The 14,152-nt window shown below is 73.0% G+C and carries 14 protein-coding genes; 1 reads left to right on the forward strand and 13 read right to left on the reverse strand.

The window, feature by feature from the left end:
- Positions 1-2 precede the first annotated feature (2 nt).
- The 13 genes from secD to pgsA form a co-directional block, all read right to left on the reverse strand.
- Positions 3-1,817, reverse strand: coding sequence for a protein translocase subunit SecD (gene secD, locus ACFVVX_RS30860; RefSeq protein WP_387950399.1), 1,815 nt, complete (start codon positions 1,815-1,817; stop codon positions 3-5).
- Between the two features lie 146 nt (positions 1,818-1,963).
- The gene (yajC, locus tag ACFVVX_RS30865) at positions 1,964-2,371 is read right to left on the reverse strand and encodes a preprotein translocase subunit YajC (RefSeq protein WP_387950401.1); all 408 of its coding nucleotides are present in this window, start codon (positions 2,369-2,371) and stop codon (positions 1,964-1,966) included.
- 237 nt (positions 2,372-2,608) lie between these two features.
- Complete coding sequence (gene ruvB, locus ACFVVX_RS30870; protein ID WP_387950402.1) at positions 2,609-3,685, reverse strand: Holliday junction branch migration DNA helicase RuvB; 1,077 nt, start codon at positions 3,683-3,685, stop codon at positions 2,609-2,611.
- Positions 3,686-3,738: 53 nt separating this feature from the next.
- Positions 3,739-4,350 carry a Holliday junction branch migration protein RuvA gene (gene ruvA, locus ACFVVX_RS30875; RefSeq protein ID WP_387950404.1) on the reverse strand — a complete coding sequence of 204 codons (612 nt, stop codon included), beginning with the start codon at positions 4,348-4,350 and terminating at the stop codon, positions 3,739-3,741.
- Positions 4,347-4,919, reverse strand: coding sequence for a crossover junction endodeoxyribonuclease RuvC (ruvC, locus tag ACFVVX_RS30880; protein ID WP_387950406.1), 573 nt, complete (start codon positions 4,917-4,919; stop codon positions 4,347-4,349). The genes ruvA and ruvC overlap by 4 nt, the downstream gene beginning before the upstream one ends.
- 138 nt (positions 4,920-5,057) lie before the next feature.
- Positions 5,058-5,816, reverse strand: coding sequence for a YebC/PmpR family DNA-binding transcriptional regulator (locus ACFVVX_RS30885; RefSeq protein ID WP_387950408.1), 759 nt, complete (start codon positions 5,814-5,816; stop codon positions 5,058-5,060).
- Between the two features lie 78 nt (positions 5,817-5,894).
- Positions 5,895-6,515, reverse strand: coding sequence for a pyridoxal 5'-phosphate synthase glutaminase subunit PdxT (pdxT, locus tag ACFVVX_RS30890; protein WP_387950410.1), 621 nt, complete (start codon positions 6,513-6,515; stop codon positions 5,895-5,897).
- 95 nt (positions 6,516-6,610) lie between these two features.
- Entirely contained in the window at positions 6,611-7,522 is a 912-nt protein-coding gene (gene pdxS, locus ACFVVX_RS30895) for a pyridoxal 5'-phosphate synthase lyase subunit PdxS (protein ID WP_387950412.1), read from the reverse strand.
- Between the two features lie 145 nt (positions 7,523-7,667).
- Entirely contained in the window at positions 7,668-8,168 is a 501-nt protein-coding gene (locus tag ACFVVX_RS30900) for a hypothetical protein (RefSeq protein WP_387950488.1), read from the reverse strand.
- Positions 8,169-8,242: 74 nt separating this feature from the next.
- Positions 8,243-8,608 carry a 5-carboxymethyl-2-hydroxymuconate Delta-isomerase gene (locus ACFVVX_RS30905; RefSeq protein WP_387950413.1) on the reverse strand — a complete coding sequence of 122 codons (366 nt, stop codon included), beginning with the start codon at positions 8,606-8,608 and terminating at the stop codon, positions 8,243-8,245.
- Positions 8,609-8,719: 111 nt separating this feature from the next.
- Positions 8,720-9,904 carry a glycosyltransferase family 4 protein gene (locus tag ACFVVX_RS30910; RefSeq protein WP_387950414.1) on the reverse strand — a complete coding sequence of 395 codons (1,185 nt, stop codon included), beginning with the start codon at positions 9,902-9,904 and terminating at the stop codon, positions 8,720-8,722.
- A gap of 17 nt (positions 9,905-9,921) precedes the next feature.
- Positions 9,922-10,905: a phosphatidylinositol mannoside acyltransferase gene (locus ACFVVX_RS30915; RefSeq protein WP_387950416.1), complete on the reverse strand. Its 984-nt coding sequence runs from the start codon at positions 10,903-10,905 to the stop codon at positions 9,922-9,924.
- 17 nt (positions 10,906-10,922) lie between these two features.
- Entirely contained in the window at positions 10,923-11,570 is a 648-nt protein-coding gene (gene pgsA, locus ACFVVX_RS30920) for a phosphatidylinositol phosphate synthase (protein WP_387950418.1), read from the reverse strand.
- 501 nt (positions 11,571-12,071) lie between these two features.
- Here pgsA and ACFVVX_RS30925 point away from each other — a divergent pair.
- A complete protein-coding gene (locus tag ACFVVX_RS30925) occupies positions 12,072-14,126 on the forward strand; it encodes an elongation factor G-like protein EF-G2 (RefSeq protein ID WP_387950420.1) in 2,055 nt (684 codons plus the stop codon).
- The last annotated feature ends 26 nt before the right edge of the window (positions 14,127-14,152 follow it).

Raw genomic sequence — 14,152 nt, forward strand, 5'->3', positions numbered from 1 at the left:
TGTCAGGCCTCCTTCACGGCGGAAGCGGACGGGCTACGGCGACGGGTACTGCGCAGCGGCGGGCGGGCGCCCAGACGCTTCGGGTCCAGACCGGACCACGGGTGGCCTTCGGAGAAGAACTTCTTCCGGGCCAGCAGGGTGATCAGCGGCTTGGTGAAGAGGAAGATCACCACGACGTCGAGCGCGGTGGTCAGGCCCAGCGTGAACGCGAAGCCCTGCACCTTGCCGACCGAGACGAGGTAGAGCACCGCGGCACAGAGGAAGGACACGAAGTCCGACACCAGGATGGTGCGCCGGGCGCGCGGCCAGGCGCGCTGGACGGCCGGGCGCAGAGGGGCGCCGTCGCGGACCTCGTCGCGGATGCGCTCGAAGTACACGATGAAGGAGTCCGCGGTGATACCGATCGCGACGATCGCGCCGCAGATGGCCGGCAGGTTCAGCGCGAAGCCGATGCCCGCGCCGAGCAGGCTCATGATCGAGTAGGTGAGGACCGCCGAGACGATCAGACCCGCGATCGAGACCAGGCCCAGGCCCCGGTAGTAGACCAGCGAGTAGAGGACCACCAGCAGCATGCCGATCAGGCCGGCGATCAGGCCCGCCTTCAGCTGGTCGCCGCCGAGCTGCGGCGAGACGGTGGTGACGTCGCTGGTGGTGAACTCCAGCGGCAGCGCGCCGAAGCTCAGCACGTTCGCGAGGTTCTGCGCCTCGGTCTGGCTGAAGCTGCCGGAGATCACGGCCGAGCCGCCGGGGATGGCGCCGCGCACGTACGGGTGGGAGACGACCTGGCCGTCCAGCACGATGGCGAACTGGTTGGTCGGGTCGGGCTGCGCGGCCAGCTGGCCGGTGACCGCGGTGAACGCGTCGGTGCCCTTGCCGTTGAACTGCAGCTGGACCTGCCAGCCGCCGCCCTGCTGGGTGTCGATGGTGGCCTGCGCCTTGGAGACGTCCTTGCCGTAGACGGCGACCGGACCGAGGGCGATCTTGTAGTAGATCCCGCGCTCGTCCTTCTGGGTGCAGGCGACGGCCGGCTTGTCCTCGGCCGTCTGGTAGTTCTTGCGCTGGTCCTGCTGGGAGCAGTCGATGCGGGCGAACTCGGCCGCCAGCTCCGGCGGCACGGTGCCCGAGGTCATCGCGGCGGTCAGGTCCGGGTTGGCCGGGGCGCTGGGCGCGGTGCTGGGAGCGGTGCTCGGCGCGCCGGAGGCGGCCGCGCTCGGAGCGGTGCTGCCCGTGGCGGCCGCGGTCGGGGTGGCGTCGGCGGCGAGCGCCTCGCCGACCGCGCGGCCCTGCTTGGTGGCGCTGGCGCTGGCGCTCGGCGCGGCGGCGGTGGTGCCCGCCGAGGCCGAGGCGCCGGCCGAGGGGGCCGCACCCGGGGCGGCGCTGCCGCTCGCCGTCGGGGTGGCGCTCGGGGCCGGGACCTGGATGCCGCTCGGGGCGAGGGCGAGGACCGGGCGGAAGAACAGCTGGGCGGTGGTACCGACCTGGTCGGCCGCCGTCTGCTTGTCGCCACCCTTGGGGATGTTGACGATGATGTTCTTGTCGCCCTGGGTCTGGACCTCCGCCTCGGAGACACCCATCCCGTTGACGCGCTGCTCGATGATCCCGGTGGCGATGTCCATGTTGGACTTGTTGATCGCCTTGGGGTCGGTCGACTTCGCGGTCAGCGTGATGCTGGTGCCGCCGGCGAGGTCGATCCCGAGGCGGGGCTTGGTGTGGCCCGTCCCGAACATGAGGGCGACCAGTCCGACGGTGACGACCAGGATGAGGGCCAGCGCCCGCCCTGGGTAGCCGTCGCGCGGGCGCGACTTGGGTGTTGCCACCTTGCTCGTTTCTCCCTGTCCATGCCACCTCCCCAACCGGACCCCCGTCCGGCTCGTGGCGGGACGGGGGCATGGCGGGAGCGCGGCCCTGAGGTCCTGTGGGCTCGCGGCACTGCGCCGCGCGGCCGGGCTGGTGCCCGACCGTACTACTTGCTCGCGGGAGCCCCGCCCTCGGCATCGCCCTTCTCGGCGCTGTCCTTGGTGAGCGTCAGCGGCTTGTCCTCGGCCTGCTCGGCCTCGGCGTCCTCGGCATCGACCTCGGGGAGCTCGTCCTCGGCGGGGCGACCGTTGATGATCGCGTCGTACTCCTGCGGGTCCAGCACGGCCGCGACGGCACTCTTGGTGAAGTGGGTGATCACGCCGGGCGCGATCTCCAGCTCGACGGTCTCCTCGTTGACCGCCTTCACCTGGGCGTACAGGCCGCCGATGGTGCGCACTCCGGCCCCGGGCTCCAGCGCGGTCTGCATGCTCTGCTGCTGCTGCTGGCGCTTCTTCTGCGACCGGAACATGAGCACGATCGCGATGATCGGGAGGAGAAGGATGATGAGGTTCACTGCAGCCAGGGTCCTTTACGGGCCGCCGGCCGGCGGCCTGTGTGGTATTGGTCGGCCCGTCAGGTGAGAGGGGCGGTCCGGCGGAGTCTAGGCGACCCCGAACTGATCGGACAACGCCAAGCATCGCATCCTGCCGCCGAAAGTGGCGAGCCTCGGCCTGCACAGTTTCCCCGGACTTCTTCCCCGACTTCCGCCCGCGGAGCTCCTCCCGGCCCGCACCGGGCCGGCATCACCCGTTCAGCTCCCGTCCGCCGGGAAGAGTTCCGACTGGGCCGGCACCGCGCCGCGGATGGTCTGGACCGGCGGGGTGAGACCGAGGTGCTGCCAGGCGGCGGCGGTGGCGATCCGCCCGCGCGGGGTACGGGCGAGCAGGCCCTCGCGGACCAGGAAGGGCTCGGCGACCTCCTCGACCGTCTCGGCCTCCTCCCCCACCGCGACCGCGAGCGTCGACAGCCCGACCGGGCCGCCGCCGAACAGCCGCAGCAGTGCGTCCAGCACCGCGCGGTCGAGCCGGTCCAGCCCGCGGGCGTCGACCTCGTAGACCTCCAGCGCCTGGGCGGCGATCCCCGGGGTGACCACGCCGTCGTGCCGGACCTGGGCGTAGTCGCGCACCCGGCGCAGCAGCCGGTTGGCGATGCGGGGGGTGCCCCGGGAGCGGCCGGCGATCTCGGCGGCGCCGGCCGGGTCGATCTCGACGTCCAGCAGGGCGGCCGAGCGGTGCACCACCTTCTCCAGCTCGGCGGGGGCGTAGAACTCCATGTGCCCGGTGAAGCCGAAGCGGTCGCGCAGCGGCGGCGGCAGCAGACCGGCCCGGGTGGTCGCGCCGACCAGCGTGAAGGGCGGCAGCTCCAGCGGGATGGCGGTGGCGCCCGGCCCCTTGCCGACGATCACGTCGACCCGGAAGTCCTCCATCGCCATGTAGAGCATCTCCTCCGCCGGCCGGGACATCCGGTGGATCTCGTCCAGGAAGAGCACCTCGCCCTCGGTGAGCGAGGAGAGGATCGCCGCCAGGTCCCCCGCGTGCTGGATGGCCGGACCGGAGGTGATCCGGATCGGGGCGCCCAGCTCGGCCGCGATGATCATCGACAGGGTGGTCTTGCCGAGCCCGGGCGGGCCGCTGAGCAGCACGTGGTCGGGGGCGCTGCCGCGCTGGCGGGCGGCCTGGAGCACCAGGGACAGCTGCTCGCGCACCCGCTCCTGGCCGATGAACTCGTCCAGCAGCTTGGGCCGCAGCGCCGCCTCGACCGCCTGGTCCTCGCCGTCGGCGGCGGCCGTGACCAGCCGGTCGGCCGGGTCGGAGTCGTACGGGCTCATCGGTGCGGGCTCCAATGTCGACAAGGGGACAGGTGGTCAGATCGGCAAAGAGGTCAGCGGGCGCGGTTCAGGGTGCGCAGGGCGGCCCTGAGCAGCGCGCCGACATCCGTCCTGGACTGCGCCTCGGCCTCGGGGGTGACGGCCGCGACCGCCTCGTCGGCCTCCCGCGGGGCGTAGCCGAGGCCGACCAGCGCGGAGTGCAGCTGCTCGCTCCACGGCGCGGGCCCGGCGGCGATCGGCTTCTGGGCGGGGACGCTGCCGTGCGGGGCGCCCAGCTTGTCCTTGTACTCCAGCAGCAGCTTGGCGGCCTTGGCCTTGCCGATCCCGGGGACGGCGATCAGGGCCTTCTCGTTCCCGGCGGCGACGGCGGCGCGCAGCTCGTCCGGGCTGTGCACCCCGAGCATGGCCTGCGCCAGGCGCGGACCGACGCCGGGCGCCGCCTGCAGGATCTCGAAGACGGCGCGCTCGTCGTCGTCCGCGAAGCCGTAGAGGGTGAGCGAGTCCTCCCGGACCACCAGGGAGGTGGCCAGCCGGGTGGGCTCGCCCGGTCGCAGCCCGGCCGCGGTGGCGGGGGTGCACTGGACGGCCATCCCGACGCCGCCGACCTCGACGACGACGGTGCCGCCGGAGATGGCGGCCACCGGGCCCTGGACGAAGGCGATCATCGTGCGGCTCCTCGGGAGGCTCGGTAGGCGGACGGCCGGGCCGGTGCGGCCTTGGCGGGCGCCGCCTTGGCGACGGCGGCGGCGATCCGGTCGGTGGCGCCGCCGCGCCAGATGTGGCAGATGGCCAGCGCCAGCGCGTCCGCGGCGTCGGCGGGCTTGGGCGGGGCGTCCAGCCGCAGCAGCCGCTGCACCATGGCGGTGACCTGGGCCTTGTCGGCCCGGCCGGAGCCGGTGACGGCCGCCTTGACCTCGCTGGGGGTGTGCAGGGTGACGGGGATGCCCCGCCGGGTGGCGCAGAGCATCGCGACGGCGCTGGCCTGCGCGGTGCCCATCACGGTGCGGACGTTGTGCTGGGCGAAGACCCGCTCGACCGCCACCAGGTCCGGCCGGTGCTCGTCGAGCCAGCTCTCGATGCCCTGCTCGACCAGCAGCAGCCGCGGCCCGATCTCCGCCTCGGCGGGCGTGCGCACCACGCCGACCCCGACCATCTTCAGGGGCCGTCCGGGCGCACCGTCGACCACCCCGATCCCGCACCTGGTCAGCCCCGGGTCCACACCCAGTACCCGCACGTCAGCCCCGCCTCTCGGTAACCCCGCCGCCGGCCCCGGGGCGCGGCGACCTGCGAAGGCTACCGCCCGGGTCGGACAACGGCTCGAACGACACCGGCCCGGTGGTCCTGGGACCACCGGGCCGGGAGGTGGGAACGATCACTCGGAGTCGAGCTGCGCACCGACCTCGTCGCTGATGTCGAAGTTGGCGAAGACGTTCTGCACGTCGTCGCTGTCCTCCAGGGCGTCGATCAGCTTCAGGATCTTGCGGGCGCCGTCGACGTCCAGCTCGACCTGCATGCTCGGCAGGAAGTTGGCCTCGGCCGAGTCGTAGTCGACGCCGGCGTCGACCAGCGCGGTCCGGACGGCGACCATCCTGGAGGCCTCGGAGACGATCTCGAAGGACTCGCCGAGGTCGTTGATCTCCTCGGGCTCCTGGTCGAGGACGACCTCGAACAGCTTGTCCTCGTCCACGCCGTCCGACTTGGGGACGATCACGACACCCTTGCGGGTGAAGAGGTAGGACACCGAGCCCGGGTCGGCCATCGAGCCGCCGTTGCGGGTCATCGCGACGCGCACGTCGGAGGCCGCGCGGTTGCGGTTGTCGGTGAGGCACTCGATGAGGACGGCCACACCGTTCGGGCCGTAGCCCTCGTACATGATGGTCTGGTAGTCGGCGCCGCCGGCCTCCAGACCGCCACCGCGCTTGACGGCGCGGTTGATGTTGTCGATCGGGACGGAGCTCTTCTTCGCCTTCTGGATGGCGTCGTACAGGGTCGGGTTGCCCGCCGGGTCGGGACCACCGGTGCGCGCCGCCACCTCGATGTTCTTGATCATCTTGGCGAAGAGCTTGCCGCGCTTGGCGTCGATCACGGCCTTCTTGTGCTTGGTCGTAGCCCACTTAGAGTGGCCGGACATCGCCAGCTCCTTTACGTCGCCAAAGGGAAATGAACAGATGAGATCTTACCGGTGTCGTCACCGGTGGACCGCACACGGTCAGCGTGCGGCGGCGAGGTGCTCCTCGACCATGGCGACGAAGTAGCCGTGCACCCGGTGGTCACCGGTCAGCTCGGGGTGGAACGACGTCGCGAGCAGGTTGCCCTGGCGCACGGCGACGATCCGGCTCTCCGGTCCGTCGGCGGCCGGCAGCTCGGCCAGCACCTGGACACCGGCACCGACGGCCTCGACCCAGGGGGCGCGGATGAACACGCCGTGCACCGGGCCTCCGTCCAGACCCTGGAAGGCGACGCCGGACTCGAAGGACTCGTTCTGGCGCCCGAAGGCGTTGCGCCGCACGGTCATGTCGATCCCGCCGACGGTCTCCTGGTCCTCGCGGCCGTCCAGGATCTTGTCGGCCAGCATGATCATGCCCGCGCAGGTCCCGTAGACCGGCATGCCGGCGGCGACGCGCTCGCGCACCGGGTCCATCACGCCGAACAGCAGCGCCAGCTTGGACATGGTGGTGGACTCCCCGCCGGGGATCACCAGCGCGTCGACCTCGGCCAGCTCCTCGGCACGGCGCACCGGGCGGGCCAGCGCGTCGGCCTCGGCCAGCGCGACCAGGTGCTCGCGGACGTCGCCCTGCAGGGCGAGGACGCCGATGACTGGAGTGCTCACGGTCTCAAACCTCTTCGATCGTTACTTCGTGTGTACGTGGCGCGGCCCGCCGCGCGCCGAGGCGCTGCGGCGGGCCGACGCTGGTCGCGGGCTGGTTACCAGCCGCGGTTGGCGTAGCGCTCGGTCTCGGGCAGGGTGTCGCAGTTGATGCCGACCATGGCCTCGCCCAGGTTGCGGGAGGCGTCCGCGATGATCTTCGGGTCGTCGAAGAAGGTGGTGGCCTTGACGATCGCGGCGGCACGCTTGGCCGGGTCGCCCGACTTGAAGATGCCGGAGCCGACGAAGACGCCCTCGGCGCCCAGCTGGCGCATCAGCGCGGCGTCGGCCGGGGTGGCCACGCCACCGGCGGAGAACAGCACGACCGGCAGCTTGCCGAGCTCGGCGACCTCCTTGACGAGCTCGTACGGGGCGCGCAGCTCCTTGGCGGCGGCGTACAGCTCGTTGTTGTCGAAGCCGCGCAGCTTGGCGATCTCGTTCTTGATCTGGCGCAGGTGGCGGACGGCCTCGACGACGTTGCCGGTGCCGGCCTCGCCCTTGGAGCGGATCATGGCCGCGCCCTCGGCGATGCGGCGCAGGGCCTCGCCCAGGTTGGTGGCACCACAGACGAAGGGGGTCGTGAAGGCCCACTTGTCGGAGTGGTTGACCTCGTCGGCCGGGGTCAGCACCTCGGACTCGTCGATGTAGTCGACACCGAGCGACTGCAGGACCTGGGCCTCGACGAAGTGGCCGATCCGGGACTTCGCCATGACCGGGATGGAGACCGCGGCGATGATCTCCTCGATCATGTTCGGGTCGGACATCCGGGCCACGCCGCCGTCCTTGCGGATGTCGGCCGGGACCCGCTCGAGCGCCATGACGGCCACAGCGCCGGCGTCCTCGGCGATCTTCGCCTGCTCGGCGTTGACCACGTCCATGATCACACCGCCCTTGAGCTGCTCGGCCATGCCGCGCTTCACCCGGGCGGTGCCGATCTGCGGCTGGTCTGCGGTGGTGGGGGTGCTGGACACGTGAGACCTCACTCGAAGATGAACCAGTGCTATCGCCCTATGGTAGGCGGAAGAAACGGCCCCTCCATGCGCCACCAAGTCCAGCGCGGCCGACGGGATACGACAAACAGGCCGGATCCGGACGCACCGTTCGACCGTGCCGCTCCTACGCCGGAGCGCCCTCGGGGGTCAGCGCCGGCGGGGGCGCGTCGTCCATCTCGAAGGCCATCGGGAACGGCGCCTTGCCCGCCAGCCGGAAGTAGCGCACCAGCCGGTGCTCGCGCACCGCCCGGGCCGCCCGCACCGCGTCGTTGTGGAACCGCCGGGCCAGCGGCACCCGGCGGACCGCCGCCGTCAGGTCCTTCACGGCCTCCTCGCCACCCGGCTCGGCGACCAGCACCGCGACCTGCTCCGGCTCGGCGAGGACCGCCCGCAGGGCCAGGCTCAGCTGACTCTCCGCCACCTCGCGGTGCTCGTCCTCCGCCTGCCGTGCCGCGTGCGCCGCGTCCAGCAGCAGCAGCGAGGCCGCCGGGTCCAGCAACGAGGAGGTCGCCAGCTCCATCGCCACCGACGCCCGGCGGACCAGCTGCGCGTCCAGCGCCGCGCGAGCGGCGTCGATCCGGGCGTGCAGCCGGTCCAGCCGACCGGCCGTCCAACTCAGGTACATGCCGAACAGCACCACGGCCACGCCGGCCCAGATCCAGGTAGTCACGGGGCGCTACGCTACCGGGTGCCGCGGGGTCAGCCCTCGACGGTGGCGCTGCGGTAGCTGTCGCGGTCGATGTCGGAGATGTTCACCGCGGTGAACAGCCGCCCGCCCGGCACCGGCCGGACGTGCTCGGCCAGCAGCGCCCGGACGGCCTCGCCGAGCGCCGCCTTCGCCTCCGGGGTGCGGCCCGGGAAGATCTGGAACTCCACGTACACCTGCTCGTCGGGGCCGGCGCTCTCGCCCACGACGAAGTCCTCGGTCCGGCGGAACAGCGTCTTGCACGCCTCGGGCTGCGCGTCGATGGTCTTCACGGCGAGCCGGTTGATCGCCAGGCCCAGCGCCCGGCGGTCGAAGGAGCCCTCCAGGCCGGGCGAGTAGTCGACGGAGATCTGCGGCATGGGGATACCTCCACGGGTCACGGTGATCACTGCGGTCCGGCAGACCATAACCACCCGCGCCCGCGGTTGCTTCCCTCCCCCGGGGATCGTCCGGCCCGCGCCGGGCGCGCCTCAGTCGCGGGCCAGCCCGAACCGGCCGCGCCGCCCGCTGCGCTCGTCCTCCTCGACCACGGCCGCCGCACCCGACGCGACCGTCTCGTACACCGCCAGGATGTCCGCGCCGACCGTCGACCAGTCGAACCGCCGGACGTGCCGGGACGCCGCCTTGCGCAGCTCGTCCAGCCGGCCCGGATCCCCCAGCAGGCGCAGCGCCGTACGGGCCAGCGCGTCCGCGTCCTCCACCGGGAACAGCTCGCCCGCGTCCCCGCCGTCCAGCACCTGCTTGAACGCGTCCAGGTCGCTGGCCAGTACCGGCGCGCCCGCCGACATCGCCTCGACCAGGATGATCCCGAAGCTCTCGCCGCCGGTGTTCGGCGCCACGTAGAGGTCGACGCTGCGCAGCAGCCGGGCCTTGTCCCGGTCGCTGACCATGCCGAGGAACTCCACCTGCCGGCGGACCTCGGGCGCCAGGCCCGCGACCGCCTCCTCCTCGTCGCCCTTGCCGGCCACCAGCAGCCGGACCCCGGGCCGCTCGGCGAGGATGCCCGGCAGGGCGGCCAGCAGCGTCGGCAGGCCCTTGCGCGGCTCGTTGATCCGGCCGATGAACCCGATCGTGCCGGGCTCGCCCGCGGCCGCGCCGCCCGTCCAGCGCGCGTCCGGCTCGGCCTCCGCGAAGAAGCCGACGTCCACGCCGTTCGGGATCACCACCGCGTCCCCGCCCAGGTGCTCGACCAGGGTCCGCCGCGCGTACTCGCTCACCGCGATCCGCGCCCGCATCTTCTCCAGGCCCGGCTGGAGGATCGGCGAGGCCGCGATCATCGCCCGCGAGCGCGGGTTGGAGGTGTGGAAGGTGCCGACCATCGGCCCGGACGCCGACCAGGCCGCCAGCATCGACAGGCTCGGCGAGGCCGGCTCGTGGACGTGCAGGATGTCGAAGCGGCCGTCGTGCAGCCAGCGCCGCACCCGGGCCGCGGACAGGATGCCGAAGCTCAGCCGCGCCACCGAGCCGTTGTACGGCACCGCGACCGCCCGCCCGGCCGAGACCACGTACGGCGGCAGCGCCTCGTCGTCCTCGGCGGGCGCCAGCACCGACACCTCGTGGCCGAGGCCGATCAGGTGCTCGGCGAGGTCCCGGATGTGGAACTGCACGCCGCCGGGGACGTCCCAGTCGTACGGGCAGACGATGCCGATCTTCACTGCTTCCTCATGATCCTTCAGGGCCCGGAGGCCTCGGCGGCGGGCTCGGCGGCCCGCTCGGCGGACGGCTCCGCGGCACCGGACGGCTCCGCGGCGGGCTCTCCCACCGTCTCACGGACCGGCAGGTCGGCCAGCCAGAAGCGCTGCAGCATGTGCCAGTCCTCGGGGTGCTCGCGGATCCCCTGCTCCCAGATGTCCGCCATCGCCTGCACCATGACCCGGGTCTGCTCCTTGCGGTCCCCCTCGGCGGGCACCGGGATCTCCGGGTTGATCCGCGCCCGCAGCACCGGCCCGTCGTACCAGAGCGTGGCCGGCATCAGGGCCGCGCCCGTCCGCTGGGCCAGGGCCGCCGGACCGGCCGGCATCCTGGTCGCCTCGCCGAAGAACGACACCTCGACGCCGGCCTCCGAGAGGTCCCGGTCGCCGACCAGGCAGATCAGCCGGCCCGCCCGCAGCCGGCGGGCCATCGTGCCGACCACCGAGACGCCGCTGCCGGTCAGCGGCAGCACCTCCATGCCCAGGCTCTCCCGGAACTCCACGAACCGGTCGAACAGGCGCTCCGGCTTCAGCCGCTCCGCGACCGTGGTGAACGGGTACCCCTCCAGCGCGACCCACGCGCCCGCCAGGTCCCAGTTCGCCATGTGCGGCAGGGCCACCACCACGCCGCGGCCCGAGTCCAGCATCGCGCGCATCTGCTCGGAGCCCTCCACCTGGACGTCCCGGGCGATCCGCTCCCGGCTCCACACCGGCAGCCGGAAGGACTCCATCCAGTACCGCATGTACGAGCGCATCCCGGCCCGCGAAAGCTCCCGCAGCCCGGCCTCGTCCAGGTCGGGCCGCACCCGCCGCAGGTTCTTCTCCAGCTGCGACACCCGCGGCCCGCGGCGGCGCCACGCGGTGTCCGCGAGTCGTTCGAACAGGGCGCGCGCCACCGGCTCCGGCAGATGCTTCAGCGCCGCCCAGCCCAGCGCGTACGCCGAGTACACCAGTCGGTCCTTCACCGAAGGCCCGCCCCCCTTCAGCTCCCGGCCGCCATCCGGTCGGCCTCGAACGCCTCGCGGCGCACTGTCAGCATCCGCTGGAACACCGTCACCAGGCTGCCCGCCGCCACCAGCCACAGGGCCACCGGCAGCAGCCACTCCACGTACGGCACGCCGAACGTGGCCAGGCCCGCGACCCCGGCCGCGACCAGGCTGATCACCAGCCGCTCGGCCCGCTCCACCAGCCCCGACACGTCGCACGGCAGGCCCTGGCTCTCCGCCCTGGCCTTGGTGTACGACACCACCAGGCCGCTCGCCAGGCAGAAGATCGCCACGGCGCACAGCAGGTTGTTGTCACCCTTGCCCGCGTACCACATCGCCAGGCCGCCGAAGATCGCCGCATCGGCCACCCGGTCCAGCGTGGAGTCCAGGAACGCGCCCCACCGACTGGTCCGGCCCAGCTGCCGGGCCATGTTCCCGTCCACCAGGTCCGAGAAGATGAACAGCGTGATCGTGATGGTGCCCCAGAAGAACTCCCCACGCGGGAAGAACACCAGCGCACCGGCCACCGAACCGGCCGTACCGACCAGCGTCACGGCGTCCGGGCTCACACCCAGCCGGATCAGGAACGCGGCGAACGGGGTCAGGACACGTGTGAAGAAGGCACGCGCGTATTTGTTGAGCATGGCCTTCCCGACCGCTCCGATCTCCCTGGTACCCGCCTGCGGCCCAAGACGCGGCAGACGGCCGGACGGATCAGCCCACCCGGCGCACCCATCGTATCCACGCCGAACGACACCCTCCGCCGCACCGCTCCGCCCGCCGGGCCCCGCGGCCGCCCACCCGCCACCCCCGGCACGCGGGCACACACGAACGGTGACCACCCCGGCCGTCCCGCCCGTGGCGGCGCCACCCCCGCCCACCAGCGACGTCGTGCGGAAAGGTGCCGCGCGCCCCCTCCCCGGCCCCCGCGCCGCAGGCTCCCGGCCCCGCGCCCTCGACCGGCCCGATCCACACCCGATCCGCACCGCAGCCCTCCAGGACCCGGCCCCGGGCCCCCGCCGTCCGCCCGAGGGACCGCCGAGCAGGCGGGAGCCCGAAGACCGCCCCTAGACTTTTCACGACAGTCCGGCCGCCGCCAGGACACCCCCGGCGACCGGCCAGGCGCGACGGGAGGAGACCCCCCGATGCCCGACCGCAGCACGGCACGAGCCGGCCAGGCGCCCACCGTCGCCGACCCCCGGCACCTGCGCAACGTCGTCCTGATCGGCTGCAGCGGCGTGGGCAAGACCACCCTCGCCGAATCCCTCGCCCTAGCCGCCGGCGCCGTCAACCGCCCCGGGCGCATCGCCGACGGCAACACCGTCTCCGACCACGAGGACATCGAGCACCAGCAGCAGCGCTCCGTCCAGCTCTCGCTGCTCCCCCTCGAATGGAACGGCATCAAGGTCAACCTGCTCGACCCGCCCGGCCACCCCGACTTCGCCGCCGACCTGCGCGCCGCCCTGCACACCGCCGACGGCGCCGTCTTCGTCGTCTCCGCCACCGAGCCGATCACCGCCCCCACCCGCGCCCTGTGGCGCGAGTGCGCGGCCGAGTCCATCCCCCGGGCCATCGCCGTCGCCAAGCTCGACATCGCCCGCAGCAGCTTCGACGACATCCTCACCGCCTGCCACGACGCCTTCGGCCTGGGACCCGACACCCTGCGCCCGCTCTTCCTGCCCGTGCACCGGGACGACCACCCCACCGGCACCGTCGACCTCCTCACCGGCCGCGGCTACGGCGAGGCCGGCGAGCCCCCCGAGGCCGGCCCCGCCCGCGAGAGCCTCGTCGAGGCCATCTCCGGCCAGGACGACACCCTCATGGAGCGCTACCTCGCCGGCGAGAGCCTCGACACCGACGCCCTGGCGGCCGGCCTGCGCCGCGAGGTCCTCGCCTGCGCCCTCCACCCCGCCCTGCCCACCACCGACGGCGGCATCGGCGCGGCCGAACTCCTCGACCTCATCACCACCGCGTTCCCCGACCCCACCGAACGCACCCGCCCGGGCCCCGACTGCGACCCCGGCGCCCCCCTCGCCGCCCAGGTCGTCCGCGTCACCAGCGACGCCTACGTCGGCCGGATCAGCCTGCTGCGCATCTACGCCGGCACCCTCTACCCCGACACCCACATCCACCTCACCGGCCCCGAGCACTCCGGCGACCACCAGGAGGGCGACGAACGCGTCACCGGCCTCACCAGCCCCTTCGGCAAACAGCAGCGGCCCGTCCCGCACGCCCTCGCCGGCGACCTGGTCAGCGCCGCCAAACTCACCAGCGCCCGGGCCGGCGACACCGTCCACGAACCCGGCCACCCGGTGAAACTCGACGGCTGGACCCTGCCCGAACCCCTGCTCCCGATCGCCGTCGAGGCCCACAGCAAGGCCGACGACGACAAGCTCTCCCAGGCCCTCAACCGCCTCACCGCCGAGGACCCGGCGCTGCGCCTCGAACAGAACCCGGACACCCACCAGCTGGTCCTCTGGTGCACCGGCGAGGCCCACGCCGAGGTCGTCCTCGACCGGCTCCGGGGCCGGCACGGCGTCCACGTCGACACCGTCGAACCCAGGGTCGCCCTGCGCGAGACCTTCGGGACCGCCGCCGCCGGCCACGGCCGCCTGGTCAAGCAGTCCGGCGGCCACGGCCAGTACGCCATCTGCGAGCTGGAGGTCGAACCGCTCCCCGCCGGCTCCGGCTTCGAGTTCCAGGAGCACGTGGTCGGCGGCGCCGTCCCCAAACACTTCATCCCCTCCGTCGAGAAGGGCGTCCGCGCCCAGCTCGCCAAGGGCGTCTCCACCGGCCACCCGCTCGTCGACGTCCGGGTCACGCTCACCGACGGCAAGGCGCACTCGGTCGACTCCTCCGACTCCGCCTTCCAGGCCGCCGCCGCCCTCGCCCTGCGCGACGCCGCCGAGCACGCCGTCATCCGGCTGCTGGAACCGGTCGCCGCCGTCAGCGTCCTGCTCCCCGACGACTACCTCGGCGCCGTGCTCGGCGACCTCTCCGCCCGCCGCGGCCGCGTCCTCGGCACCGAGACCGGCGGCCCGAGCCTGACCCTGCTGCGCGCCGAGGTCCCGGAGCTCGAACTCGCCCGCTACCCGGTCGACCTGCGCTCGCTCACCCACGGCACCGCCGAGTTCTCCCGCGCCTACCTGCGCCACGAACCCATGCCCGCCGCACTGGCCGCCCGCCTGGCCGACGACTAACCCGCCGGGCGAGCTACCCGGAGTCT

This window comes from Kitasatospora sp. NPDC058170 (genome assembly GCF_042883905.1).
Taxonomy (GTDB): domain Bacteria; phylum Actinomycetota; class Actinomycetes; order Streptomycetales; family Streptomycetaceae; genus Kitasatospora.

Excerpts from the sequence above, each read along its gene's own strand:
- ACFVVX_RS30905 (WP_387950413.1), bottom strand. The coding sequence starts at position 8,608 with ATGCCGCAGATCTCCGTCGACTACTCGCCCGGCCTGGAGGGCTCCTTC.
- pgsA (WP_387950418.1), bottom strand. The coding sequence starts at position 11,570 with ATGCTCAACAAATACGCGCGTGCCTTCTTCACACGTGTCCTGACCCCG.
- ruvA (WP_387950404.1), bottom strand. The coding sequence starts at position 4,350 with ATGATCGCCTTCGTCCAGGGCCCGGTGGCCGCCATCTCCGGCGGCACC.
- ruvB (WP_387950402.1), bottom strand. The coding sequence starts at position 3,685 with ATGAGCCCGTACGACTCCGACCCGGCCGACCGGCTGGTCACGGCCGCC.
- ACFVVX_RS30925 (WP_387950420.1), top strand. The coding sequence starts at position 12,072 with ATGCCCGACCGCAGCACGGCACGAGCCGGCCAGGCGCCCACCGTCGCC.
- ACFVVX_RS30900 (WP_387950488.1), bottom strand. The coding sequence starts at position 8,168 with ATGTACCTGAGTTGGACGGCCGGTCGGCTGGACCGGCTGCACGCCCGG.
- ACFVVX_RS30885 (WP_387950408.1), bottom strand. The coding sequence starts at position 5,816 with ATGTCCGGCCACTCTAAGTGGGCTACGACCAAGCACAAGAAGGCCGTG.